Origin of the sequence: Pseudomonas sp. 86_A, assembly GCF_017491705.1 — a bacterium.
GTDB classification, from domain to species: Bacteria; Pseudomonadota; Gammaproteobacteria; order Pseudomonadales; family Pseudomonadaceae; genus Aquipseudomonas; species Aquipseudomonas koreensis.
Map to the genome: position 1 here is coordinate 198,108 of NZ_JAFGYS010000015.1, position 24,510 is coordinate 222,617.

20 protein-coding genes are annotated in these 24,510 nt (G+C 60.5%); 13 read left to right on the top strand and 7 right to left on the bottom strand.

The genetic code is table 11. The features are described 5' to 3' along the window. Nucleotides 1-223: 223 nt before the first annotated feature. Nucleotides 224-1,351, bottom strand: a complete 1,128-nt coding sequence (locus J5M57_RS23010; RefSeq protein WP_207847057.1) for a branched-chain amino acid ABC transporter substrate-binding protein — start codon at nt 1,349-1,351, stop codon at nt 224-226. Between the two features lie 352 nt (nt 1,352-1,703). On the opposite strand from J5M57_RS23010, the gene J5M57_RS23015 reads away from it, so the two are divergent. After that, complete coding sequence (locus J5M57_RS23015) at nt 1,704-2,009, top strand: DUF2288 domain-containing protein (RefSeq protein WP_064586352.1); 306 nt, start codon at nt 1,704-1,706, stop codon at nt 2,007-2,009. Nucleotides 2,010-2,304: 295 nt separating this feature from the next. Here J5M57_RS23015 and J5M57_RS23020 read toward each other — a convergent pair whose 3' ends face one another. Then, nucleotides 2,305-4,503 carry a hypothetical protein gene (locus tag J5M57_RS23020; protein WP_064586353.1) on the bottom strand — a complete coding sequence of 733 codons (2,199 nt, stop codon included), beginning with the start codon at nt 4,501-4,503 and terminating at the stop codon, nt 2,305-2,307. Between the two features lie 198 nt (nt 4,504-4,701). On the opposite strand from J5M57_RS23020, the gene J5M57_RS23025 reads away from it, so the two are divergent. Continuing rightward, nucleotides 4,702-5,598: an NAD(P)-dependent oxidoreductase gene (locus J5M57_RS23025; RefSeq protein ID WP_169841124.1), complete on the top strand. Its 897-nt coding sequence runs from the start codon at nt 4,702-4,704 to the stop codon at nt 5,596-5,598. Here J5M57_RS23025 and J5M57_RS23030 read toward each other — a convergent pair. Next, entirely contained in the window at nt 5,489-7,771 is a 2,283-nt protein-coding gene (locus J5M57_RS23030; protein ID WP_207847055.1) for a bifunctional diguanylate cyclase/phosphodiesterase, read from the bottom strand. The genes J5M57_RS23025 and J5M57_RS23030 overlap by 110 nt on opposite strands. A 145-nt stretch (nt 7,772-7,916) precedes the next feature. Beyond that, nucleotides 7,917-8,285, bottom strand: coding sequence for a YkgJ family cysteine cluster protein (locus J5M57_RS23035; protein WP_207847053.1), 369 nt, complete (start codon nt 8,283-8,285; stop codon nt 7,917-7,919). Nucleotides 8,286-8,585: 300 nt separating this feature from the next. Between J5M57_RS23035 and J5M57_RS23040 the strand changes: the two genes are divergently transcribed. Then, a complete protein-coding gene (locus J5M57_RS23040) occupies nt 8,586-9,935 on the top strand; it encodes an MFS transporter (RefSeq protein ID WP_207847050.1) in 1,350 nt (449 codons plus the stop codon). A 163-nt stretch (nt 9,936-10,098) separates the two neighbouring features. Here the strand turns inward: J5M57_RS23040 and rapA are convergent, their stop codons facing one another. Beyond that, on the bottom strand, nt 10,099-12,945 hold the full coding sequence (gene rapA / locus J5M57_RS23045) for an RNA polymerase-associated protein RapA (protein WP_207847048.1): 2,847 nt from the start codon (nt 12,943-12,945) through the stop codon (nt 10,099-10,101). Between the two features lie 252 nt (nt 12,946-13,197). Here rapA and J5M57_RS23050 point away from each other — a divergent pair, with 252 nt between their 5' ends. The 3 genes from J5M57_RS23050 (at nt 13,198) to ccoM (ending at nt 14,076) form a co-directional block, all read left to right on the top strand. Beyond that, nucleotides 13,198-13,539, top strand: coding sequence for a hypothetical protein (locus tag J5M57_RS23050; RefSeq protein WP_003222394.1), 342 nt, complete (start codon nt 13,198-13,200; stop codon nt 13,537-13,539). Between the two features lie 110 nt (nt 13,540-13,649). Next, complete coding sequence (locus J5M57_RS23055; protein WP_099093330.1) at nt 13,650-13,811, top strand: hypothetical protein; 162 nt, start codon at nt 13,650-13,652, stop codon at nt 13,809-13,811. A 148-nt stretch (nt 13,812-13,959) separates the two neighbouring features. Beyond that, nucleotides 13,960-14,076: a cytochrome c oxidase subunit CcoM gene (gene ccoM / locus J5M57_RS29095; protein WP_007959205.1), complete on the top strand. Its 117-nt coding sequence runs from the start codon at nt 13,960-13,962 to the stop codon at nt 14,074-14,076. An 823-nt stretch (nt 14,077-14,899) separates the two neighbouring features. Here the strand turns inward: ccoM and J5M57_RS23060 are convergent. Then, complete coding sequence (locus J5M57_RS23060) at nt 14,900-16,375, bottom strand: inorganic phosphate transporter (RefSeq protein ID WP_064586358.1); 1,476 nt, start codon at nt 16,373-16,375, stop codon at nt 14,900-14,902. A 375-nt stretch (nt 16,376-16,750) separates the two neighbouring features. Continuing rightward, complete coding sequence (locus J5M57_RS23065) at nt 16,751-16,951, bottom strand: hypothetical protein (RefSeq protein ID WP_003222398.1); 201 nt, start codon at nt 16,949-16,951, stop codon at nt 16,751-16,753. A gap of 649 nt (nt 16,952-17,600) precedes the next feature. Between J5M57_RS23065 and pcaR the strand changes: the two genes are divergently transcribed. The 7 genes from pcaR to pcaG all read left to right on the top strand — a co-directional run bounded on the left by pcaR (nt 17,601) and on the right by pcaG (nt 24,492). Continuing rightward, nucleotides 17,601-18,443 (top strand): pca regulon transcriptional regulator PcaR, encoded by an 843-nt coding sequence (pcaR, locus tag J5M57_RS23070; protein WP_064586359.1) that lies wholly within the window; start codon nt 17,601-17,603, stop codon nt 18,441-18,443. 292 nt (nt 18,444-18,735) lie between these two features. After that, complete coding sequence (locus J5M57_RS23075) at nt 18,736-20,082, top strand: MFS transporter (RefSeq protein WP_096797042.1); 1,347 nt, start codon at nt 18,736-18,738, stop codon at nt 20,080-20,082. Between the two features lie 262 nt (nt 20,083-20,344). Then, nucleotides 20,345-21,202, top strand: a complete 858-nt coding sequence (locus J5M57_RS23080; RefSeq protein WP_003222404.1) for a CoA transferase subunit A — start codon at nt 20,345-20,347, stop codon at nt 21,200-21,202. After that, nucleotides 21,202-21,981: a CoA-transferase subunit beta gene (locus J5M57_RS23085; protein WP_207847047.1), complete on the top strand. Its 780-nt coding sequence runs from the start codon at nt 21,202-21,204 to the stop codon at nt 21,979-21,981. The genes J5M57_RS23080 and J5M57_RS23085 overlap by 1 nt, the downstream gene beginning before the upstream one ends. Further along, a complete protein-coding gene (gene pcaF, locus J5M57_RS23090; protein ID WP_207847046.1) occupies nt 21,978-23,183 on the top strand; it encodes a 3-oxoadipyl-CoA thiolase in 1,206 nt (401 codons plus the stop codon). Before J5M57_RS23085 ends, pcaF begins: the two co-directional genes overlap by 4 nt. A 36-nt stretch (nt 23,184-23,219) precedes the next feature. Continuing rightward, nucleotides 23,220-23,924 carry a protocatechuate 3,4-dioxygenase subunit beta gene (gene pcaH / locus J5M57_RS23095; protein ID WP_027614394.1) on the top strand — a complete coding sequence of 235 codons (705 nt, stop codon included), beginning with the start codon at nt 23,220-23,222 and terminating at the stop codon, nt 23,922-23,924. Between the two features lies 1 nt (nt 23,925). Then, a complete protein-coding gene (gene pcaG, locus J5M57_RS23100; protein ID WP_207847045.1) occupies nt 23,926-24,492 on the top strand; it encodes a protocatechuate 3,4-dioxygenase subunit alpha in 567 nt (188 codons plus the stop codon). The last annotated feature ends 18 nt before the right edge of the window (nt 24,493-24,510 follow it).

Genomic DNA, 24,510 nt, shown 5'->3' on the forward strand with positions numbered 1-24,510 from the left:
CTCCTAAAAACCTGATACGCATTTCACTGGTGGAGTCATTTTCCCGCCCGGCCCCGTGGATCTATATCCACTTCGAATCCGGGTTTTGCCAGCGAACCGCTGATGACGGTTTTGAGATTTTCAGGTGGGGAGACTGGCGGATCACGCCAGCGCGGCCCATACATTCGTAAAACAAAGCCCACGGCACGCCGTGGGCTTTATTGGCAGTCAGTCAGGGCGCGCCTTACTGAGGCGAAGCTTCAGTTTTTGGTTTGCCGAAGTGCCACTCGTAAACCACAAATTTGAAGTCCTTCAGGTCACCTTTGGCGTCGAAGCTCAGATCGCCGGTCGGGGTCTTGAAGGTGCCGGCGTGAATGGCTTCGGCCACTTTGGCAGGGTCTTCGGATTTGGCTGCGGTGATACCCTGGGCAATCACTTCAACCGCCGAGTAGGAAGGGAACACGAACGGGCCGCTCGGGTCTTCTTTCTTGGCCTTGAAGGCATCTGCCAGGGCGACGTTGGCCGGATCCTGGTCGAAGGATTTCGGCAGGGTCACCAGCAGGCCTTCGGAGGCGTCTTTGGCGATCTGCGAAATGGAGTCGTTACCCACGCCTTCCGGACCCATGAACTTGGCTTTCAGGCCTTTTTCCTGGGATTGACGCAGGATCAGACCCAGCTCCGGGTGGTAGCCGCCGTAGTAAACGAAGTCGACGTTGGCTTGCTTGAGTTTGGCGATCATCGAGGAGAAGTCCTTGTCGCCGGCGTTGACGCCTTCGAACACGGCGACTTTCACGCCTTTCTTCTCCAGGGTCGCTTTAACGGCGGTGGCGATGCCTTCACCGTATTGCTGCTTGTCGTGCAGTACAGCAACGATTTTCGGTTTCACGTGGTCGGCAATGTAGTTACCGGCGGCAGGGCCCTGGGCGCTGTCCAGACCGATGGTGCGGAAGACCATTTTGTAACCACGAGCGGTGATGTCCGGGCTGGTGGCAGCCGGGGTGATCATGATCACGCCTTCGTCTTCGTAGATGTCCGAAGCAGGCTGAGTGGAGCTGGAGCACAGGTGACCGACCACGAACTTGACGCCATCGTTGACGACCTTGTTCGCGACCGCAACGGCTTGTTTCGGATCGCACGCGTCATCGTATTCAACGGCTTCGAGTTTCTTGCCGTCGACGCCGCCCTTGGCGTTGATCTGCTCGATGGCCATTTTCGCGCCACTGAACTGCATGTCGCCGTATTGGGCAACGGGGCCGGTTTTAGGGCCGGCAATACCGATCTTGATGGTGTCAGCTGCGAACGAATGGCTGGCAACCCCGGCCAGAACCATAGCGGCAAACAGTTTGGAAATCTGCTTAGTAGCCTTAGTCATAGTGCTCCACTCTTACTGTTGTAATTTTTTTGAGTTCTGGCGCCGTAGCAGCAGAACCGGGTCAGATATCTTTGCGATACCCTCCGGAAATGCCCCCGGCAACTGTACCGGTACAGTGTAGAGCGCCGGTTGTTGGCCTGGGAAGCTGGCGCCAGGGGGCAAAACTTGTGGGTGTCGCATTTTTGAATGAAAAAGACAGAATTGCGGCGGGGCTTTCGTGGGGCTTATGCCCCAAACAGCAGCATTCCTTGGCGTTCCTGCTCTTTTCGTTCGGTGAAGCCATTTGCAACCGGGTTTTTCTACCGGACCACCGACGTTATCATTCGCGTCGATTTCTTTTCCGGACAGTCCCATGAATCAAGAACCTAGCACCCTCTATGCCAAGCTGCTTGGTGAAACCGCATCTATTACCTGGAAAGAGCTGGAGCCGTTCTTCGCCAAGGGTGCCCTATTGTGGGTCGACCCGGCCCTGGATTTGATCGCCGCTGCCGAGGCCGTGGCATCGGATGATGGCGAGAAAGTCGCCGCCTGGTTGGCCGAAGACAAGGTCGCGAAGCTGTCTGAAACGCGGGCGCTGGATATTTTCGAGCGGGATCCCGCGCTGTGGGCGGTGGTGGTAAGTCCGTGGATTCTGATCCAGGAAAGGGCGTCGGCCTGAGCGGTCGCACCTTGGTGGTGCGCACCTCGGCTGCAGGAAAGTGTGTAGCCGAGTAGCGTGATGGCACGTTGCCGTGAAGAAATGCCACAAGCAGGGGTGGCCTCACGGTGACGTAAACGTAACGGGAACAGTTCAGTAAGCAGCCTAACGGCTGCTTAATTGTTTCTGGATATTGGAAAAGCTGAGATTTTCAGGGGATTTGATGGCCTCATCGCGAGCAGGCTCACTCCTACAGGGGAATGCGTTCCAACTGTAGGAGTGAGCCTGCTCGCGATGGCGGCGACTCGGTCTCGGATCAGACCGAGTAAGTCTTGCCCGTATGGTTATTCAGGGAAATAACCTTGGTCTTGCCGATCCGGTGACGGTAGATCTCGCGCAGGTACTTGATCGACTTCTTCACGCAATCGCGCGACAGGCGAATGTCATTGATCGAGACGAACTTGTCCTTGTCGTTGATCAGTTCGCGGTATTTCTTCTCGTACATCGGTTTGATCGCGTACCAGTTGGTGTCGAGGATCTTCGCCGGGTTCTCGAACTCGTTGAGCAGGTCGTCGATGCGGTCTTCGTCGAAGTCTTCATTAATGATGAAGTCGAGGATCGAGTTGTCCAGGGTCTCATCAAAACGGTATGGGGTCTTCGCGAAGCAGCGCTTGATGAACGCCACGATCAACGTCAGGAAGTCGTCCGACAGGCACGGGCTCTTGGCGATCAGGGTGGTCAGCGACAGGTTGGCCGACGCACCGATCACCAGTGCATAACGCTTGAGCGTGGTGTTGGGGAACAGGCTGTTGAGGTGGGTCTTCAACCGGTTCAGGTCCATGTACGACAGCTTGTAGTCTTTGGGCAGCGAAACGATCGAGACCACCGACGAGCAGTTCTTGAAGAAGTGCAGGTCGTGCAGGGCGGCGGCGTCGTAGCCGGAATTCTTGTACTGCTCCAGGGACGCACGATAGCGCTTGGACTCGATCGGCAGCAGGCTGATGCCTTCGATCGCCTGGGTGACCTTGTTGAAGTGCGGCAGGTCGATCGATCGGAAAAACAGGTCGTCGATGTTCAGGCGCTGCGGTTCTTTGTCGAACACCTTGAACTTGTCGCTGCTCGGCGGCGGGGTTTCCGGCACCACCGATTCGGCGTAGGCGATTGCCACCGGACCGGCCAGGCTCATGAACAGGTCGTTGGCGTCCAGGCGAATGGTTTCGCCGATGTCGATGCCGGCGCGACGGAAGTAGTTCTGGTCGTAGTCGGTGGTCACCGCCTGCGCCGTCAGAATGTTGAAGATCTGCTGCGATATGTACTGGTTGGCGTGCTTCTCCATCGCATTGACATCAATGTTCTGGATGTTGCCGTCATCGCTCTCTTCGGCGTAACGCATGATGTCGTTGGAGATCAGCATCATCGCGTTCCATGGGCGGATACGCCCCATGACGCTGGCTTCGCTGCTGTCTTCATTGGCGAAGTTGTACGAGAAATCCCATTCTTCCGACAGGTATTTGCACAGCAGGCGTCCGGCGTTGATGTGCAGCGCCTCGGACATTTCACTGCGGTGGTCGGAAATGTTCGGCAGCACGCAGATGCCGCTGGTGAAGATCGGCTCGAACACGAACGAATGCCCGCTCTTGCCGTCGTGCTCGTCCATCGGCTTGGTGTCGAACGTCTTGTTCATGTACGAGTGCTGCTGGGCCAGGCCGAATTCCGAGGCCATGCCCGAGCCGGTACCGCCGCCGGCACTGAAGATCGAGAAGTACAGGCGCGACTGGTTGGCCTTGATGCCGCAGCTGTCGATCAGATACGAGTGGATCATTTTCCAGTCGGGGCTGGAGAAACGCTGGGTGTCCTTGTTGAGGATGATCTTCGCCAGGTACTGGCCGAGGATCGGCGCGTTACCGGCGCCACCGGCGTGGACTTCGGACAAGTCCATGATCTTCATTTTGCTGTAGTCGCGCAGGAAGCCGCTTTTTTCGCCCTTGCGCGAGAAACGGATGCGCCCGGCGATGTCCTTGTCGAGGTCGCCGAGCATCACCAGCGGTTCCACCAGGAACACCGGTTTGGTGGATTTGTTCGGGCCGATCCGCAGGTTGTGCTTGATCCACTGGGCCGGGCTGTAGCCCTTGTCAGCCAGCCGCCGATCCGCCGCGCGGTCTTCATTGTTGAATTCGTTGAGGTAGAACTTGCGCGCGTTGTACACCAGTTCGGCGACGTCGAGGGCGATGTTCGAGCCGCAGCGACCGAGGCCGATCAGGCACACCGACGGAAATTCCTGGTCGTTGTGCTGTTCGTTGTCGCCTTCCAGGTGCGGCGGACGCGGGAACACCAGGTCACGCAAGCCGTCGAGGTTATCGAGGATGCGGTCGGTGTTGGTCTCGGTGTAGTACAGATATTGGTGAGTGCCCAGCGGGCGCGAAGGAGGCAATGGCTTCATCGGCGCCGGGCTGTTCGCCGCAGGGCTCAGGGTCAGGTCGGATACCGCAGTGGCCGGATTGTTTTTAGAAGTCATTGTGCGCCATATACCTGGACAGGATTGGCTCGGCGACCGGTGTCATCGAGCCTCACGGAAAAGAGGATCTCGCGTCTTTGACTGCGCGTATTTGGCCCGGGCGTCAGGGGCTTGGCCTGATCGTCGCGCGGGGGAATCCTTTCCTGATCGTTCATGAATCGGCCATTATTCGGTGATCTTTAATCGAAAAGAGGCGAAATGATGTCAACGCTACCTTCGTTGGGCTTTGCCGGAATCGGCTTGATGGGCTTGCCGATGTGCCGGCGTCTGCTGGCCGCGGGTTACCCGCTGACCGTGTGGAACCGCAACCCGGCCAAGTGCGCACCCCTGGTCGAAGCCGGTGCCCGGCAGGTCGCGACCCCGGCCGAACTGTGTGAACACGCGGACGTGGTGATGCTCTGTCTGGCCGACACGGCGGTGGTGCGCGAGGTGGTGTTTGGCGCCGGCGGTGTCGCTGAAGGTGCAAAAGAAGGCCAGTTGCTGGTGGATTTTTCCAGTCTGGAACCGACCGCGACGCGTGAGATGGCGGCCGAACTGGCAGACCAGACCGGCATGCGCTGGCTCGATTCCCCGGTGTCCGGCGGCGTGGTCGGTGCCGAGGCGGGCAGCCTGGCAATCATGGTCGGTGGGACAGCGGCGGATCTGGATCGGGTGCGCCCGGTGCTGCTCAACCTCGGTCAGCGCGTTACCCACATGGGCGGCATTGGCGCCGGGCAGGTGACCAAGGCCTGCAATCAGATGATCGTCGCCTGCAATGCGCTGGTGATTGCCGAAGTGGTGGCGCTGGCCGAACAGGCCGGAGTCGATGCCGGCCTGATCGCCGAAGCGCTGGCCGGTGGTTTCGCCGATTCGAAACCGTTGCAGATCCTCGCCCCGCAAATGGCCGAGAGCCGTTTCGAACCGGTGAAATGGCACGTGCGCACGCTGCTCAAGGATCTCGATACCGCGGTGAAGTTCTCTCGCGAACAGGGTTCGGCCACGCCCATCAGCGGATTGGCCGCACAACTGATGCGCCTGCATGGGGCGCAAGGCTTTTTGCAGCAGGATCCAGCGACACTGGTTCAAATGTACCGCGCGCCAGACTCAGCGGATTGACCGCGTGCGAGTGTTTGCGCTGATTGATTTCTTCCAGCACCGGGCGTAATTCGTCCAGCGGCACCGGACGGCTGAGCAGGTAACCCTGAATGTAGTCGCAGCCCGAGCGCTCCAGGAACTCGTACTGCTCCAGGCTTTCCACGCCTTCGGTCACCACCTGCAGATGCAGGGTGTGGGCCATGACGATGATCGCCTGGACGATCTCCATGTCGGCGGTTGCCGTGGGAATGTCGAGAATGAACGAGCGATCGATCTTCAGCGTGTTCAGCGGCAGGCGCTTGAGGTAGGCCAGCGACGAATAACCGGTGCCGAAGTCGTCGATCGACAGCGACACGCCGAGGGCGCGGATCTGCCGCAGCAGCACCAGGGTGTTGGCGATGTTGCCCATCAGTGCGTTTTCGGTGACTTCCAGTTCCAGCCGTTCCGGCGCGACCCCGGCGCTGCGCAGTGCGCTTTCGATCTCGTCGGCCAGCTCTTCCCGGGCGAGATTGAGTGGCGAGCAGTTCCAGGCGATTTTCAATTCTTCGCAGCCGTGCCGTGTCAGTTCGCCAAGGTCCGCGCAGGCCCTGCGCAGCACCCAGTTATCCAGTTCGGCGATCAGGCCGTTGGTTTCGGCAATCGCAATGAAACGGTCCGGGGCCAGCAGGCCATGCACCGGGTGCTGCCAGCGGATCAACGCTTCGAGTTTGGTTACCCGACCGGTTTTCAGTTCGAAGATCGGTTGGTAATACAGCGTCAGCCCGTGTTCTTCACGCAGGGCCTGGCGCAGTTCTTCTTCCAATTGCAGTTCGAGGCTGGCGCGGGTCTTCATGTTCGAACTGAAAAAGTGCAGGCCGTTACGCCCGGCACCCTTGGACTGATACAACGCCAGATCGGCGTGCTTGAGCAGTTCTTCGCAGGTGGTGCCGTCGTCGGGGAACAGGCTGATGCCGATGCTGGTGGTCATCACCATACGGCGTCCGGCGAGTTCGATCGGCTCCTTCATTTTCAGCATGATCCGTTGCGCCATGCTGCGCGCTTCTTCACGGTCACGCAGGCCGATCAGGATGCAGAACTCGTCGCCACCGAAGCGCGCAACCACGTCGTCATGGCTGCGCACCGAATTTTTGATGTGATTGGCGATGACTTTGAGCAGGGCGTCGCCGGCGTCGTGGCCCAGGCTGTCGTTGATTCGCTTGAAGTGGTCGATGTCGAGAAACATGACCGCAAGCATGCCGCCTTCGCTGGTTTTCTGGCTGAGTTTCTCGGCGAAGATCTGATTGAAGCCGCGGCGGTTGATCAGGTTGGTCAAGGCGTCGTAGTTGGCCACTTGTTGCAGCGACATCCGCGCCTGATCGAGTTGGCTGAGCAGGGCGTTGACCCGACGCAGGTCGTGCTCCTTGCTCTGCAGTTTCTTGTCGGCCAGCGCCGCGCTGATCGCGCTGCCGAGAATCAGCAGGATGATCAGCGCGACGGTCAGGCCCAGTTGCAGGTGATTGGTTTCGCCGCTCAGGGTCGGCGCAGTGCCTTCGGGCAACACCAGGTGCAACGCGGCCATCGCGGTGAAGTGCATGCTGATGATGCCGGCGCCGAGGATCATCGCGGCGCTGTATTTGAGCAATTGATGAAAACGCCCACTGCCTTCACGCAAATAACCGGCAACCCACAACGCGGTGAAGCTGGCGCCAATGGCAATCATGATCGACAGGCAGAACAGCAGCGGCTGATAGTAGGCTGTGGCCACCGAGTGCAGCGCCGCCATGCCGACGTAATGCATGCCGGCGATGCCCAGACCAATGACGATGGCGGTTTTCAGGTAGTGCACCAGGCTGGTTTGCGGATGACTCAAAGTGTGCATCGCCAGCCACGCCGCGAGCAGTGCGATCAGCAGGGAGAACAGGGTGACCGCCAGGTCGTAGTGGATTTCGATCGGCGCCTGGAACGCCAGCATGGCAATGAAGTGCATGGCCCAGATACCGCCAGCCAGGCAGGTGGCGCCGATCCAGCGCCACACCCGCTGCGAACCGAGGTCTTCCGCATGGGCGACCCGCTCGGCCATGTCGAGAGTGGCAAAACTCGCGGCGCAGGCGACCAGATAGGCCACCAGCACCAGCAGCGGGTTGTGGGTGCAATCGAGGATGACCTGCCCGCTGTCCGGCAGCTCGGTAACAAACTGCAAACCAAGCCACTCCATAGCATGCCCCGTCTCTGAAGTCGTCCCTGCGCCATCAACGCAAGCGAATGAAAGCAGTATAGAGGCGGTTTTTAACCTGCAAGCGGTAGTGGCATATTGCAGTCAACGATTTCGGCATGAGCCTCATAGCGATTGGCGCTAAGCGTCAGGCACTCCGGTCGAAGGGGATTTCAGCCCAGTCCGGTTGCAGGGGCGGCAGGCCGAAGCGGGCGCGCGCCTTGTCGCAATCGACATTCTGTTCGCCGTTCTCCCAGGAAGACTCGAATTCGCGGCAGGGACTGGAGCGTTGCTCATAAATCGAGCACTGCACGTTGGTGCCCACCTCACCGATCAGTGCCGTGCAGCGCGGCGATTTGCAGTCAGTGCCATTCATCGCCACCCGACTGGGGCTGATCTGCGTGACCAGTTCATCGGGCACCGTTCCCCCGGAGGAGGCGCATTCACCCCAGAAAAATGACACGCGAAAATGGGAACAGCAGGCACCGCAATTTAGACACGGACTGACTTCGGACATTAGGAGGGCATCAAAGGGGTTGATCGGCGAATCCGGACGGATCCGGCGGCTATTCTAGGCTTCGCCATGAACTTGGGAAGGGGGGCGCGAAAGTATTTTTTTGTAGCCGGGTTTTGCCGTGAAACCCCCGGTTTATGGGCGATTGCAGTGTTATCAAGGGCTTACGTTTCGTTACAGTGCCATGGCCCGTCATCAGCTTGACGAATGATCACAGACAGCCCCGGCAGGCCTGTCTAGATTGCAGGTTCCGGGCTCGGATGCGACGGCAGTGAAGCCCTATGACAATAAAGAGACGGACCCATGCAGAACTCGACCCAAGCGGCGAATGCCTGGCGCATTCTGTTCCTGTTGTTCCTTGCCAACCTGTTCAATTTCTTCGACCGCACCATTCCGGCGATCATCATCGAGCCGATCCGCATGGAATGGCACCTCAGCGACTTTCAGCTGGGGATTGTCGGCACGGCGTTCACCCTTGTGTATGCGATTGCTGGCCTGCCCTTGGGGCGGATGGCCGACACCGGTTCGCGCAGCAAACTGATGGGCTGGGGGCTGGCGACCTGGAGCGCGCTGACTGCGGTCAACGGTCTGGTCGGCAGTTTCTGGAGTTTCCTGCTGGTGCGCATGGGCATCGGCATTGGCGAAGCCAGTTATGCGCCGGCGGCCAACTCGCTGATTGGCGACCTGTTTCCGGCGCACCGGCGGGCCCGGGCGATGGGTATTTTCATGCTCGGGCTGCCGCTGGGACTGCTGCTGGCATTCTTCACCATTGGCGCGATGGTCAAGGCGTTCGACAGCTGGCGCGCGCCGTTCTTTATTGCGGCGGTGCCGGGGCTGATCCTTGCGGTGTTCATGTTCTTCATCAAGGAGCCCAAGCGCGGCGCGGCGGAAACCGTGCAGGTGTCCCAGGAGAAAGTCGACAAGCCGATCCGCCGGGTGCTCGCGGTGCCGACGTTCCTCTGGCTGGTGATGGCCGGTTTGTGTTTCAACTTCGCCACCTACGCCTGCAACTCGTTCATGGTGCCGATGCTGCAGCGATATTTTTTGATGCCGTTGCACGATGCGGCGGTGGCCACCGGCGTGATAGTCGGTATCACCGGGTTGATCGGCCTGACCCTCGGCGGCTGGATCGCCGACAAGATCCATCAGCGGGTCGCCAACGGCCGACTGTTGTTTGCCGCGTTCAGCCTGATCATCTCGGCGTTGTGCACGGCGTGGGCGCTGCATGCCGGACGCGTCGAGATCGGCGTGTTCGTCGCGCTGTTCAGCGTCGGCTGGCTGTTTGCCTATAACTTCTACACCTGCGTGTACACGGCGATTCAGGACGTGGTCGAACCGCGCCTGCGGGCAACGGCGATGGCGCTGTTCTTTGCCGGGTTGTACCTGCTGGGCGGTGGTTTGGGGCCGGTGGTGGTCGGTGGCCTGTCGGATCACTTCGCCCAATCGGCGATGCTTTCAGCAGGGGCTGAACAGATGACCGAGGCGTTCAAGGCCGTGGGGCTGCATGACGCGATGTACCTGATCCCGGTGGCGCTGTTCTTGACCATGGTGTTTCTGTTTCTGGCGGCGCGGTGTTTTGTCCGGGATGCGCAGCGGATGAAGGAGGGTTTGGTGGCGGTGGTTGAGCCTGATGTTGCTGTAGCGACTGCATGATAGCTATCGCGAGCAGGCTCACTCCTACAGTTTGAAACGCATTCCAATTGTAGGAGTGAGCCTGCTCGCGATAGGGCCATTAGCATCACCCGATAAATAACAGACAAACAAAAAGACCCGCATCACTGCGGGCCTTTTAATTTATAGCGGTGGAGCAGAGGGCTTAACCCGCTACCAACACCCGGATCGCTTCCAGACGCAGCGCCGCTTTGTCCAGCATCGCCAGACCCTGTTCACGTTGCTTGCGCAGCGCATCCAGTTCGCTGTCACGCACGGTCGGGTTGACCGCTTGCAACGCGGTCAGGCGCGCCAGTTCTTCGTCGGTGTCGGCCGCCAGACGGCGACGGGCGTCGGCCACGCGCTCAGCGTGACGCGGGGCGATCTTGTCTTCACCGGCGTTGATCCGTGGCGTCAGCTGATCGCGCTGGGCCTGGATGAACTTGTTGGCGCTGGCGCGTGGCACGCTTTCCAGTTGATCGTTCAGGGTTTCGAACGAGACCCGTGGCGACAGGTCGTTGCCATTGGCGTCGAGCAGGCAGCGCAGGGCAGCCGGTGGCAGGTAGCGGCCCAGTTGCAGCGAACGCGGGGCAACCACTTCGCTGACGTAGAGCAATTCCAGCAGCACGGTGCCCGGTTTCAGCGCCTTGTTCTTGATCAGCGCGACGGCGGTGTTGCCCATCGAACCGGACAGCACCAGGTCCATGCCGCCCTGCACCATCGGGTGTTCCCAGGTGATGAACTGCATGTCTTCGCGCGACAGCGCCTGATTGCGGTCGTAGGTGATGGTCACACCTTCGTCGTCACCCAGCGGGAAGCTGGCGTCGAGCATCTTCTCGCTCGGCTTGAGGATCAGGGCGTTTTCCGAGTGGTCTTCGCTGTCGATGCCGAAGGCGTCGAACAGGGTTTCCATGTAGATCGGCAGGGCGAACTGGTCGTCCTGCTCATGGATCGCCTCGACCAGCGCGTCACCTTCGCCAGCGCCACCGGAGTTGAGTTCCAGCAGGCGGTCGCGACCGGTGTGCAGCTCTTGTTCCAGACGCTCGCGTTCGGTGCGCGCCTCGTCGATCAGCGCTTGCCACTCGCTGTCGTCGGCTTCTTCGAGCAGCGGCAGCAGGCGTGGGCCGAACTGGTGCTGCAAGGCGTTGCCGGTCGGGCAGGTATTGAGGAACGCGTTCAGCGCTTCGTGGTACCACTGGAACAGGCGCTCTTGCGGGCTGGTTTCCAGGTACGGCACGTGCAGTTCGATGATGTGCTTCTGGCCGATCCGGTCGAGACGCCCGATACGCTGCTCGAGCAGGTCCGGGTGCGACGGCAGATCGAACAGCACCAGATGGTGCGCGAACTGGAAGTTGCGACCTTCACTGCCGATTTCCGAGCAGATCAGTACCTGGGCGCCAAACTCTTCGTCGGCGAAGTAGGCGGCGGCGCGGTCACGTTCAAGGATGTTCATGCCTTCATGGAACACCGTGGCCGGGATGCCGGAGCGCACGCGCAGGGCGTCTTCCAGGTCCATCGCGGTTTCGGCGTGGGCGCAGATCACCAGCACTTTGGTGCGCTTGAGCATTTTCAGCTGATCGATCAGCCACTCGACGCGTGGGTCGAATTTCCACCAGCGCTCTTCTTCGCTGGCGTCCGGCTGAGCCTGGAAGCTGACTTCCGGGTACAGCTCGGCGTGATCGCCCAGCGGCAGTTCGAGGTATTCATCCGGGCACGGCAGCGGGTACGGGTGCAGCTTGCGTTCCGGGAAACCCTGCACGGCGGCGCGGGTGTTACGGAACAGCACGCGGCCGGTGCCGTGACGGTCGAGCAGTTCACGCACCAAGCGGGCGCTGGCTTCGGTGTCGCCATCGTTGACCGCGGTCAGCAGGGCTTCGCCCTCGTTGCCGAGGAAGCCGTGAATGGTCTTGTGCGCTGCGGGCGACAGGCGCCCTTTGTCGAGCAGTTCCTGAACGGCTTCGGCCACCGGGCGATAGTTGTCGCTCTCGGCGCGGAAGGCGGCCAGGTCATGGAAACGGTTCGGGTCGAGCAGGCGCAGGCGGGCGAAGTGGCTGTCCTGACCGAGTTGTTCCGGGGTGGCGGTGAGCAGCAACACGCCAGGAATCACTTCAGCCAGTTGTTCGACCAGCGAATACTCGGGGCTGGCTTTCTCTTCGTGCCACACCAGGTGGTGCGCTTCGTCGACTACCAACAGGTCCCAACCGGCGGCGAACAGTGCGTCCTGGGCTTTCTCGTCGTCGACCAGCCACTCCAGCGCCACCAGCGCCAGTTGGGTGTCTTCGAACGGGTTGGTGGCATCGCTCTCGATGAAGCGCTCTTCGTCGAACAGCGCGACCTGCAGGTTGAAGCGGCGGCGCATTTCCACCAGCCACTGGTGCTGGAGGTTTTCCGGCACCAGGATCAGCACGCGATTGGCGCGGCCCGACAGCAGTTGGCGATGGATCACCAAGCCGGCTTCGATGGTTTTACCCAGGCCCACTTCGTCCGCCAGCAATACGCGCGGCGCGATACGGTCAGCGACCTCACGGGCAATGTGCAACTGGTGCGCGATCGGTTGCGCACGCACGCCGCCCAGGCCCCAGAGCGAAGACTGCAACTGGCGGCTGGTGTGTTCCAGGGTGTTGTAGCGCAGGGAGAACCACGACAGCGGGTCGATCTGCCCGGCGAACAGGCGGTCGCTGGCCAGCCGGAACTGGATGAAGTTCGACAGCTGGGTTTCCGGCAGGGTGACCGCTTCGTTCTGCCCGTTGAGGCCGTGATAGACCATCAGCCCGTCGACGTCGTCGACTTGCTGCACGGTCATCTTCCAGCCTTCGAAGTGAGTAATGCTGTCACCCGGCGAGAACCGTACGCGAGTGAGGGGCGCATTCCGTAGCGCGTACTGGCGGGTTTCGCCAGTGGCCGGGTAAAGCACGGTCAACAAGCGGCCGTCCTGTGCCAGAACGGTGCCTAAACCAAGCTCTGCTTCGCTGTCACTGATCCAGCGTTGCCCCGGTTGATACTGCTGCGCCATGCTGCCTGACTCCCACCTTGAAAAAGCGGGCTATCTTAACGGAATGCAGGCTTCAGGGCCAAAGATTACTGGGTAGGAGCTGCCGCAGGCTGCGATCCTTTGATCTTTGGAAACACTTGAGATTTGTAGTGTCCGATTAAAAGATCGCAGCCTGCGGCAGCTCCTACAGGTGCCAAGTGCGTCACAGATTTGCGACGGATGGCTCAAGGCGCCTTTGCCGCAGCCGATAGCTTGCTGACAGGAGACCTTTATATGCTGCCACCGATGCTCCCCCTGAGCGCTGTGCCGATCACTTCCCAGCAGGATCCGATTCGCCAGCGGCCGGACATTCCCCCGGTGGTGCCGGTGCAGGAAAGCTCCAACGAAAGCACGATCGATCTGCAGAAACGCGACCCGGAAGAGGATCGACTGCTGGCGCGCGAAGAACAGCGCCGCCAGCAGGAACGTGATCGCCGCCGCCGCGAAGCCGACGAAGACCCGGAGGAACACCTCGCCGTGCCGGGCACCGAGCTCAATGCCGACAACACCGTGCCGGTGGTGCCGCTGATGGAAGATCAGCCGCGTCAGGGCTTGTGGGTCGATATCGAGATCTGAATCCGGTCATTCATCTATTGTTGTCGAGCGCGGGCGTCAGGCTGCATGATTGGCGCAGTCCTGTCGGTGATTCGGCAGTTGTGAATTCTTCAAGCGATGCACCGAACGCCATGAGCCAAGACGACAAACTGATCGACCTCAGCACTGAACGCGCCAAGCGTGTGCATGACCTCAACGAGAAACGCCTGAACGAAGTGCGCAAGGCCTTCGAGCAGGCCATGCCGTTGGGAAAAGCTCAGAAAAAGTCGAAAAAGAAACCGAAAAAGCGTTGATCTCCCGCTGCATCCTTTGATGCAGGTCAGTTATTTTCCCGCCTTTGCCGTCTGTGTTGACCGGACTTGATCCTGGTCAATTTCTGCGCCTGCGTGATTGGTTAACTTAGCTCCATCGCAGCAAAGCAGGGGCCAGGAGGCCACAGTCATGTTTTTCGATAACGTGGTGTTTGCCGGGGTTCTGACCGTTGGGCTCATGGTTCTGTTTTTTGCAGGGTTTGGATTTTTTATCTGGAAGGATGCGAATAAGCGCAAGAAGCCTTAGTCCTTCTGGGTTTGATGAGCACGCAAGGCATTTTGGGCAACTTCGGTTGCCCTTTTTTTTGTGTCTTGGCGGCCTTTGGGCCGACCATGCTTTGGGTGTTCTTTGTGAATATCCGTTTTTTTGGGTGTTGCCGCTGGCGGTTCCGCTCTTACAGCGGGTCACTTTTTCAAACGCCAAAAAGTAACCAAAACGCTGGGCCCCGGCGTTCGGCCCTCGCCGTGGCTCGGGTTCCTTCGTTACGGGGTTCATCCGGGCGCATCGCCTCCGGTTTGCTTCGCTGCACCTCCTCTCGATGTGTTTGGCTTCGCCAAACGGTCGCTGCGCTCCCACCCCCGGATAAACCCCTCCACTCAGCCTGCCGAAGGGGCCTTTCAGATCAAGAGCTGCAGCCGAGCTAACGCTCATCCTGTTGAGTGGTGAGAAGCGGCTGCGGTCTGCTGTTGATTTCTGTGGGAGCTGACTTGCCAGCGATGGCGGCCTGACAGCCGACCAATCTCTAACTGAATACACCCAATCCCATGTAGGAGCTGCCGAAGGCTGCGATCTTTTGATCTGCTTTGGCTTTGGCTTTGGCTTTGGCTTTGGCTTTTGATGTGGTTTTTGACCTTCAGCCCCTTCGGCAGGCCGTACGCCGGGGCAAAGCCTTTTGGGTTATTTTTTCGCTGGGCCGGCATTCCGGCGTTTGGAAAAAGTGACTCGCTGTAAGAACGAAACCGCCAGCAGCAACCCCCGCAGCAACGGATATGCCCCCAAATCCCAAACGCAAAAAAAAGCGCGATTCTCTCGAATCGCGCCTTTCTTCATCACAGCTTGAAGCAGTCTATCAACTACCCAACGCCTTCGACGCCAGCCAGAACAAACCAGCCGACAGCGCCACCGTCGCCGGCAGGGTCAGGACCCAGGCCAGCAGAATGGTACGCACGGTGCCACCTTGCAGGCCGCTCTTGTTCGCAACCATGGTACCGGCCACGCCCGAGGACAGGACGTGGGTGGTGGACACTGGCAGGCTGAAGATGTTGGCCAGGCCGATCATGCTCGCGGCGGTGATCTGGGCCGACATGCCTTGGGCATAGGTCATGCCTTGCTTGCCGATCTTCTCGCCGATGGTCAGCACAACGCGTTTCCAGCCGATCATGGTGCCCAGGCCCAGCGCCAGTGCCACTGCCAGAATCACCCAGAACGGGGCGTATTCGGTGGTGGTGGTCAGGTCTTTGCGCAGTTTGTCCAGGTCAGCCTTTTCGCGGGCTTCAACGCCCGGCAGCTTGGCGACTTTCTTCGCGGTGTCGTCCAGGCATAGCAGGTAGCGACGCACTTCGATGCGGCTTTCAGCCGGCAGCGAGTGGTAGTCCGAGACCCCTTTGAGCGTGTGCAGCAGGGCGGAAATGGTCGGTTCGGTCTGCTGCGGGTTGCAGCGGAATTTCTCCGGCAGGTCGCCTTCTACGCTCTTGCCCAGGGCCAGGAACTCGCCGAGGGTCGCGGAGTTGCGCTGGTAGAACTGGCTCAGGTGCAGGGTCGCATCGCGGGTGCGTTCGATCTGGTAGGTGGTGCTGTTCAGGTCGAGGACGAACTGCGCCGGCACGATACCTATCAGCACCAGCATGATCAGGCCGATGCCTTTCTGACCATCGTTGGAACCGTGCACGAAGCTCATGGCCATGGCCGACATCACCAGCACCAGGCGATTCCAGAACGGCGGGTGCTTCTTGTCGTCGATCTTGCGGCGCTGTTCCGGCGTCTTGTGCATCTTCGACAGCGGGCGCCACCATTTCAGGCCGATCAGCACCAGGGCTGCGACCAGGAAACCGGCCATTGGCGAGAACACCAGCGAGGCGCCGATGTCGATCGCTTTCTGCCAGTTCACGCCGTCGCCCAACGGAATGTCGTTGATCAGGGCGTTGGCCAGGCCAACACCGAGGATCGAGCCGATCAGGGTGTGCGAACTCGACGCCGGGATACCGAAGTACCAGGTGCCCAGGTTCCAGGCGATGGCTGCGGCGAGCAACGAGAACACCATCGCCAGGCCATGGCCGGTGTTCACATTGATCAGCAGTTCCACCGGCAGCAGGTGAACAATGGCATACGCCACGCCAACGCCGCCCAGCAACACGCCGAGGAAATTGAACACACCGGAGAAGAACACCGCCAGGTGAGGCGGCATGGCTTTGGTGTAGATAACAGTGGCTACCGCGTTAGCGGTGTCATGAAATCCATTGATGAACTCGAAGGCGAGGACAAACGTCAGGGCGAGCAAGAGGCTCACAAGCACCCAAGCATCCAGTCCGCTGAATAAATCGATCATGAAGGTTTTCTGACCCGGTCATAAGGGGGCGCGATTATGCCAGAAAAGACTGGAAATCGATCCCCTACCTGCTCATCGGTTGCCCACTTCAACGAATTAAATTGTTGCAAGGTGCAATGGCCGAGTATTTTGCAGGGTTTTACAACTGCTTGATTAGCCTGAAAAAATACCGCGCAGGCAAGGGTTTTGCCGGGTTCGGAGACGGCTCAAACGCTTGTGTGAAATATCTCTGAGACCTGTACGACACGCTCCATTACCGTGCAGGACGGGGGAGGTGGCCGCTGCCCGCGGGTAGCGGGCGCGCAAGGCATCGTCGCATCACCGCGCTTGTAACCGGTGCCGACGCAAACCCTCGAAAAACTCAGAATTGTCCGTTCATGGCTCTTCGGTTTTGAGTTCTTCTTCCATTTTTTTCAGTTCTTGCTGGAAAACCTGATCCTGGACAGTCGGGCGTTTACGCCATGCCTTGCGTTCCGGTTCGGGTTGAGCGGCGTAGGTGGTGACTTCCCCGCCGTAAACTTCCTTGTAACGTTGTTCCTGGCGCTCAAGTTCCGCGCGCAGTTCGTCTTTCGTCACAGTGCTACCTGTTTGAGTTGAGATAAATGTCTGGTGAAACGCACTGCAATGAATCGATTGAGCGGGTCCACCGACAGGCAATACCCGGACGGGCATTGGTGTTATCGGCAGGGCGATCAAGACTTCCATGTTGCAGGCGGCTACGGCACCAGATTAAAACTGACGCAGCATCAGTTTCCTGTTTCAGCGAGTGCTGGCGTTGCATGAGTCATTCGCGTCAGCGCTGGCCGGGGCTGTGGGCGATTGGCATCGCTTCGGCGGGTGGCGGTCACGGCGAATAAAACCGGGCGCCACTGAAATGCATTATAGCGGTCGATTCGGGAATGACTATCTTTGCCAAGTTAAAAACGGTTCCGGATGTGTGATTGTTTTATGACTGACAATTTTTATCGGTAGTTGCAGTCGTCTCAAACCGTTATTGGCCCGGTGTTGAGTTTCTGGCGTCATTAAGTCGAACAACTAAGCGATCGATCCAGCGGCTCGACAAGTTGAAAAAACATTCCCTGCAGGCCGGATAGAGCCGACGAGGGCGATTGCGATAATCGGTCGACGGTTCGATAATCGCCCAATCTTGGCATCCCGGCCCTTGTGCATCGGCCGGCGAGCCGTTTGTATAGCCATTGATCCGTGCCGGAAAAAAGGACAAGAAATGAACGATCAAATGCGCAACTCCTTCACCTCCGTGGCGCCGCCGATCGTCGCTTCGCCGGCCAAGCGCATTCAGGCGCTGACGGGCGATCCGGATTTCATGACCTCGCTGGCCCGTGGTCTCGCGGTGGTGCAAGCGTTTCAAGAGCGCAAACGGCATTTGACCATCGCCCAGATCAGTCACCGCACGGAAATCCCTCGCGCCGCCGTGCGCCGGTGCCTGCACACCTTGATCAAACTGGGTTACGCCACCACCGATGGCCGCACCTATTCGTTGCTGCCCAAAGTGCTGACCCTCGGCCACGCGTATCTGTCTTCGACGCCTCTGGCGGTTTCGGCCCAGCCGTACCTCGACCGGATGAGCGAGCAGTTGCACGAGGCCTGCAACATGGCGACGCTTGAAGGCGACGACATTCTTTATATCGCCCGTTCGGCGACCACGCAGCGGCTGATTTCGGTGGACCTGTCGGTGGGCGGGCGTTTGCCGGCCTATTGCACATCGATGGGCCGCATCCTGCTGGCGGCGCTGGACGACACTTCGCTGGGCGAATACCTCGACCATGCCGAACTGGTGGCCAAGACCAGCCGCACCCTGCACACCCCGCAAGCGTTGCTCGAGTGCCTGCAGGAAGTGCGGCAGCAGGGCTGGTGCATCGTCGATCAGGAACTCGAACAAGGCCTGCGTTCGATTGCGGTGCCGGTCTACGATGCGTCGGGCCAGGTGGTCGCGGCGCTCAACGTCAGCACCCACGCCGGTCGCGTCAGCCGCACCGAGCTGGAGCAGCGCTTCCTGCCGGGCCTGCTGAGCGCCAGCCGCGACCTCAGCGCGCAGTTGTTCGCCTGATGAAGCTGTTCGATAAACGCACAGTGTTGCGTTTATCGAATTGACGCTAAAACCCTTCGCTCTTTAATGTCGCGGCAGCGTCATCCGGCGCATGTGAATGAGCCTGCCGGATTGTCGACTCCCATAATAATGACAAGAGGCAACTCACCATGCGCATGCTCCCCGACTGTCTCAGCCCCATCCCCTGTTGCCGGATTCACCGCAACGCCTGATCCCGATCTTCTATTCTTGTGACCGTGCCGCGCTTTGGCCGGCCGCCGTTCGACTGCGTTTTTTGCGTGGAATAAAAATAATGAACCAGCCTCAGTCCGCTGTAGGTAACTGCCTCGACGTGCAGACCTTCATCAATGCCCAACCGATCTCGCGCTATCAATGGCGGGTGGTGATCCTGTGTTTCCTGATTGTGTTTCTCGACGGCCTCGACACCGCCGCGATGGGCTTTATCGCCCCGGCCTTGTCCCAAGACTGGGGCATCGACCGCGCCAGCCTTGGCCCGGTGATGAGTGCCGCGCTGATCGGCATGGTCTTTGGCGCACTCGGCTCCGGCCCTCTGGCTGACCGCTTCGGGCGCAAAGTCGTACTGGTCGGCGCCGTCCTGTTGTTTGGCGCCTTCAGCCTGGCCTCGGCGTACAGCACCAACGTCGAGCAACTGCTGGTGCTGCGTTTCCTCACCGGTCTCGGGCTGGGCGCGGGCATGCCCAACGCCACCACGCTGCTTTCGGAATACACCCCGGAGCGCAAGAAGTCGTTGCTGGTGACCAGTATGTTCTGCGGCTTCAACCTCGGCATGGCCGGTGGCGGCTTCATTTCGGCGAAGCTGATCCCGGCGTTCGGCTGGCACAGTCTGCTGCTGATCGGCGGGATTCTGCCGCTGATCCTCGCGGTGGTGCTGCTGTTCTGGCTGCCGGAATCGGCGCGCTATCTGGTGGTGCGCAATCGCGGCACCGACAAAGTCCGCAAGACCTTGTCGCCGATCGATCCGGTTGCCGTGGCCCAGGCCTCGAGCTTCAGCGTGCCGGAGCAGAAAACCGTCAAGGCGCGTAACGTGTTCGCGGTGATCTTCTCCGGCACCTACAGCGCCGGCACCTTGTTGCTGTGGCTGACTTACTTCATGGGCCTGGTCATCGTGTATCTGCTGACCAGTTGGCTGCCGACCCTGATGCGTGACAGCGGCGCGAGCATGGAGCAGGCGGCGTTCATAGGTGCGCTGTTCCAGTTCGGCGGGGTGTTGAGCGCGGTTGCGGTGGGCTGGGCGATGGACCGCTTCAATCCGCACAAGGTCATCGGCACGTTCTACCTGCTGGCCGGGGTGTTTGCCTACGCAGTGGGGCAGAGCCTGGGCAACATCACCTTGCTCGCGACCCTGGTGCTGGTGGCCGGTATGTGCGTCAACGGCGCGCAATCGGCGATGCCGTCGCTGGCGGCGCGTTTTTATCCGACTCAGGGCCGGGCGACCGGTGTTTCGTGGATGCTCGGGATCGGCCGCTTCGGCGCGATTCTCGGGGCGTGGATGGGCGCGACGTTGTTGGGCCTGGGCTGGAATTTCGAGCAGGTGCTGACGGCGCTGGTGATTCCGGCGGCGTTGGCGACCACGGCGGTGGTGATCAAAGGCATGGTCAGTCATGCGGATGCCACCTGATATTTCGATGTAAAGCGAAAAGATCGCAGCCTTCGGCAGCTCCTACATGTGAACGCGTAACCCTGTAGGAGCTGCCGAAGGCTGCGATCTTTTGCAGGCAACACGAACCGATAGGTAGACAACAATCTGTTCGATAAACGAACGCTCAGTCGATTATCGGATTGTTTGGCGATTTTCAGCGGCTTAATCTGCAGTGACTCCGGCGCTGAACCTCGCGCCTTTTTATCACTGGCGATTCACTACAAAAACGGGAGCCTGCTCCATGGCTGAGATCCTTTCGCTGCACGACGCGGTGAAGCAATTCGTCAACGACGGCGACACCGTCGCGCTCGAAGGCTTCACTCACCTGATCCCTACGGCGGCGGGTCATGAAATCATTCGTCAGGGCAAGAAAGATCTGACCCTGGTGCGGATGACGCCTGACCTGATCTACGACCAACTGATCGGTGCCGGTTGTGCACGCAAGCTGATCTTTTCCTGGGGCGGCAATCCGGGTGTGGGTTCGCTGCACCGTCTGCGCGATGCAGTCGAGAAACAATGGCCGCATGCGCTGGAGATCGAAGAACACAGCCACGCCGACCTGGCCAATGCCTACGTCGCCGGCGCGTCCGGCCTGCCGTTCGCTGTGCTGCGGGCCTACGCCGGCTCCGACCTGCCGAAGGTCAATCCGCTGATCAAATCGGTCACCTGCCCGTTCACCGGTGAAGTGCTGGCGGCGGTGCCGTCGGTGCGTCCGGACGTCACCGTGATCCATGCGCAGAAAGCCGACCGTCAGGGCAACGTGCTGCTGTGGGGCATTCTCGGGGTGCAGAAAGAAGCGGCGCTGGCCGCCAAGCGCTGCATCGTCACCGTCGAGGAAATCGTCGATAACCTCAACGCACCGATGAACGCCTGCGTGCTGCCGACCTGGGCCTTGAGCGCGGTCTGCCACGTACCCGGCGGCGCGCACCCGTCCTACGCCCACGGTTACACCGAGCGCGACAATCGCTTCTATCAGGCGTGGGATCCGATCGCTCGCGACCGTGAGACGTTTACCGCGTGGATCAACGAATACATCCATGGCTGCGCTGACTTCAGCGAGTTCCAGGCCAAGTTGGCCGCTGCTTCGGAGGCCAAGTAATGACTTACACCACCAATGAAATGATGACCGTCGCGGCGGCCCGTCGCCTGAAGAACGGCTCGGTGTGCTTCGTTGGCATCGGCCTGCCGTCGAAAGCCGCCAACCTCGCGCGCCTGACTTCATCGCCGGACGTGGTGCTGATATACGAATCCGGCCCGATTGGCGCCAAGCCAAGCGTGCTGCCGCTGTCGATCGGTGACGGCGAACTGGCGGAAACCGCTGACACGGTCGTCCCCACCGGTGAGATTTTTCGTTATTGGCTGCAGGGCGGACGCATCGACGTCGGTTTTCTCGGCGCCGCGCAGGTCGACCGTTTCGGCAACATCAACACCACCGTGGTCGGCGACTATCACGCGCCGAAAGTGCGTCTGCCGGGTGCCGGTGGCGCGCCGGAAATCGCCGGTTCGGCGAAAAGCGTGCTGATCATCCTCAAACAGTCGGCGCGGTCGTTCGTCGACAAGCTCGACTTCATTACCTCGGTCGGTCACGGCGAGGGCGGCGATTCGCGCAAACGTCTGGGCCTGCCGGGCGCCGGTCCGGTCGGGATCATCACTGACCTGTGCATCATGGAACCGGAAGCGGACACCCATGAATTCGTGGTCACCGCGCTGCACCCGGGCGTGACCCGTGAACAAGTGGTCGCGGCCACCGGTTGGGCCATTCGTTTTGCCGACACTGTTGAAACCACTGCCGCACCGACCGCGGTCGAACTGACTGCGCTGCGCGACCTCGAAGCGCGCACTGCCGCGGCCCACGGCCAGGCACCGGGAGAAGCATGATGCGTGACGTGTATATCTGCGACGCGATTCGTACCCCCATCGGCCGGTTCGGCGGTGGTTTGTCCGCCGTGCGCGCCGACGACCTGGCCGCTGTGCCGATCAAGGCACTGATGGAACGCAATCCCTCGGTGGACTGGAACGCGATTGACGAAGTGTTCCTCGGCTGCGCCAACCAGGCCGGCGAAGACAACCGCAACGTGGCACGCATGGCGCTGCTGCTGGCCGGCCTGCCGGAAACCGTCCCGGGCGTGACCCTCAACCGTCTCTGCGCTTCGGGCATGGACGCGATCGGTACGGCATTCCGTGCGATTGCCAGCGGCGAGATGGAGCTGGCGATTGCCGGCGGCGTCGAGTCGATGTCCCGCGCGCCGTTCGTGATGGGCAAGGCGGATGCCGCGTTTTCGCGCAACATGAAACTGGAAGACACCACCATCGGCTGGCGCTTTATCAATCCGTTGATGAAAGCCCAGTACGGCGTCGACGCGATGCCGCAGACCGCCGACAACGTCGCCGACGACTATAAAGTGTCGCGCGCCGATCAGGACGCGTTTGCCCTGCGCAGCCAGCAACGCACTGCCGCCGCGCAGGCCGTTGGCTACTTCGCCGAGGAAATCGTCGAAGTGCGCATCGCCCACAAGAAGGGCGAAACCGTGGTCAGCCAGGACGAACATCCACGTGCCGACACCACGATTGAAGCACTGAGCAAATTGAAACCGGTCAACGGCGCGGACAAGACCGTCACCGCCGGCAATGCCTCGGGGGTCAACGACGGTGCTGCGGCGCTGATTCTCGCTTCGGCTGAAGCGGTGAAAAAACACGGCCTGACCGCCCGCGCCAAAGTGCTCGGCATGGCCAGCGCCGGGGTTGCGCCACGCGTGATGGGCATCGGCCCGGTGCCAGCGGTGCGCAAGCTCATCGAACGCCTCGGCGTGGCGGTCAGCGATTTCGATGTGATCGAACTCAACGAAGCCTTCGCCAGCCAAGGCCTGGCGGTGCTGCGTGAATTGGGTCTGGCCGACGACGCGGCGCAGGTCAATCCGAACGGTGGCGCGATTGCTCTGGGGCACCCGTTGGGCATGAGCGGCGCGCGTCTGGTGCTGACCGCGCTGCATCAGCTGGAAAAGACCGGCGGCAAGAAAGGTCTGGCGACCATGTGCGTCGGTGTCGGCCAAGGTCTGGCCCTGGCCATCGAACGCGTCTGACGCAAGCCGTGACGACTAAGAACAGAGGAAAGCGAAATGACTGACAAGCCTGGCTACCGTCGTCCGCAGGAAGGCACCCAGCCTGAGTACCTGCACCCGACGTATCAATCCACCAACCTGCGCTCGCCGTCCAAGCCGTTGGTGTTTCTGCCGCATTCGTTGTCGGAGATCACCGGCCCGACCATCGGTGCCGAACGCGTCGCCGAGAAAGACAATGACCTGACCGCCCAGCACGACGGCGAACCGTTGGGCGAGCGGATCATCATTCACGGCCGTGTGCTCGACGAAAACGGTCTGCCGGTGCCGGGGATTCTGGTGGAGATCTGGCAGGCCAACGCCGCCGGCCGCTATAACCACAAGCGTGACCTGCATGACGCGCCGCTGGACCCGAACTTCACCGGCACCGGCCGCACCGTGACCGACGCCGACGGCTGGTATCAGTTCCAGACCATCAAGCCCGGCGCCTATCCGTGGGGCAACCACCACAACGCGTGGCGCCCGGCGCACATCCATTTTTCGCTGTTCGGGCCGAGCATCCTCACCCGTCTGGTGACACAGATGTACTTCCCCGGCGATCCGCTGCTGGCCTACGACCCGATCTACAACTGCGTGCCGGACACCTCCGCCAAGGAACGTCTGATCGCCGCTTTCGATCTGGAAAAAACCATTCCGTCCTACGCCCTCGGCTATCGCTGGGACATCGTCTTGCGCGGCCGCGACGCCACGCCGATGGAGAAATAAGATGACGCTGACTGCCACCACGTCCCACACCGTCGGGCCGTACTACCACATCGGCCTGACCTGGCTGAACCGCGAAAACCTCGCGGTCGAACAAACCCTCGGCGAGCGCGTGGCGATCACCGGCCAAGTCGTTGACGGCAACGGCGATGTGGTCAACGACGCCATGCTCGAAGTCTGGCAGGCCAACGCCGCCGGCAAGTACGCGCACCCGGAAGACGAGCAGGAAAAACCGCTGGACCCGCATTTCGAAGGTTTCGGCCGGGTGCCGGTGGACGCTGAAGGGCGTTTCCGTTTCACCACGATCAAGCCGGGCACGGTCGAAGGCCTGAAGGGCTCGACCCAGGCGCCGCACCTGGTGGTGCTGGTGTTTGCCCGTGGCCTGGTCAAGCACTTGCTGACGCGCATCTACTTTGAAGGCGAGCCGGCGAATGTGAATGATCCGCTGCTGGAATGCGTACCAGCCGAGCGTCGCGGGACGTTGCTGGCGAAGCCGGATGCGTCGGGTGTTTATCAGTGGAATGTGATTTTGCAGGGTACTGATGCCGAGACCGTGTTCTTCGATTACTGAGGAACACCGCCAATCCCT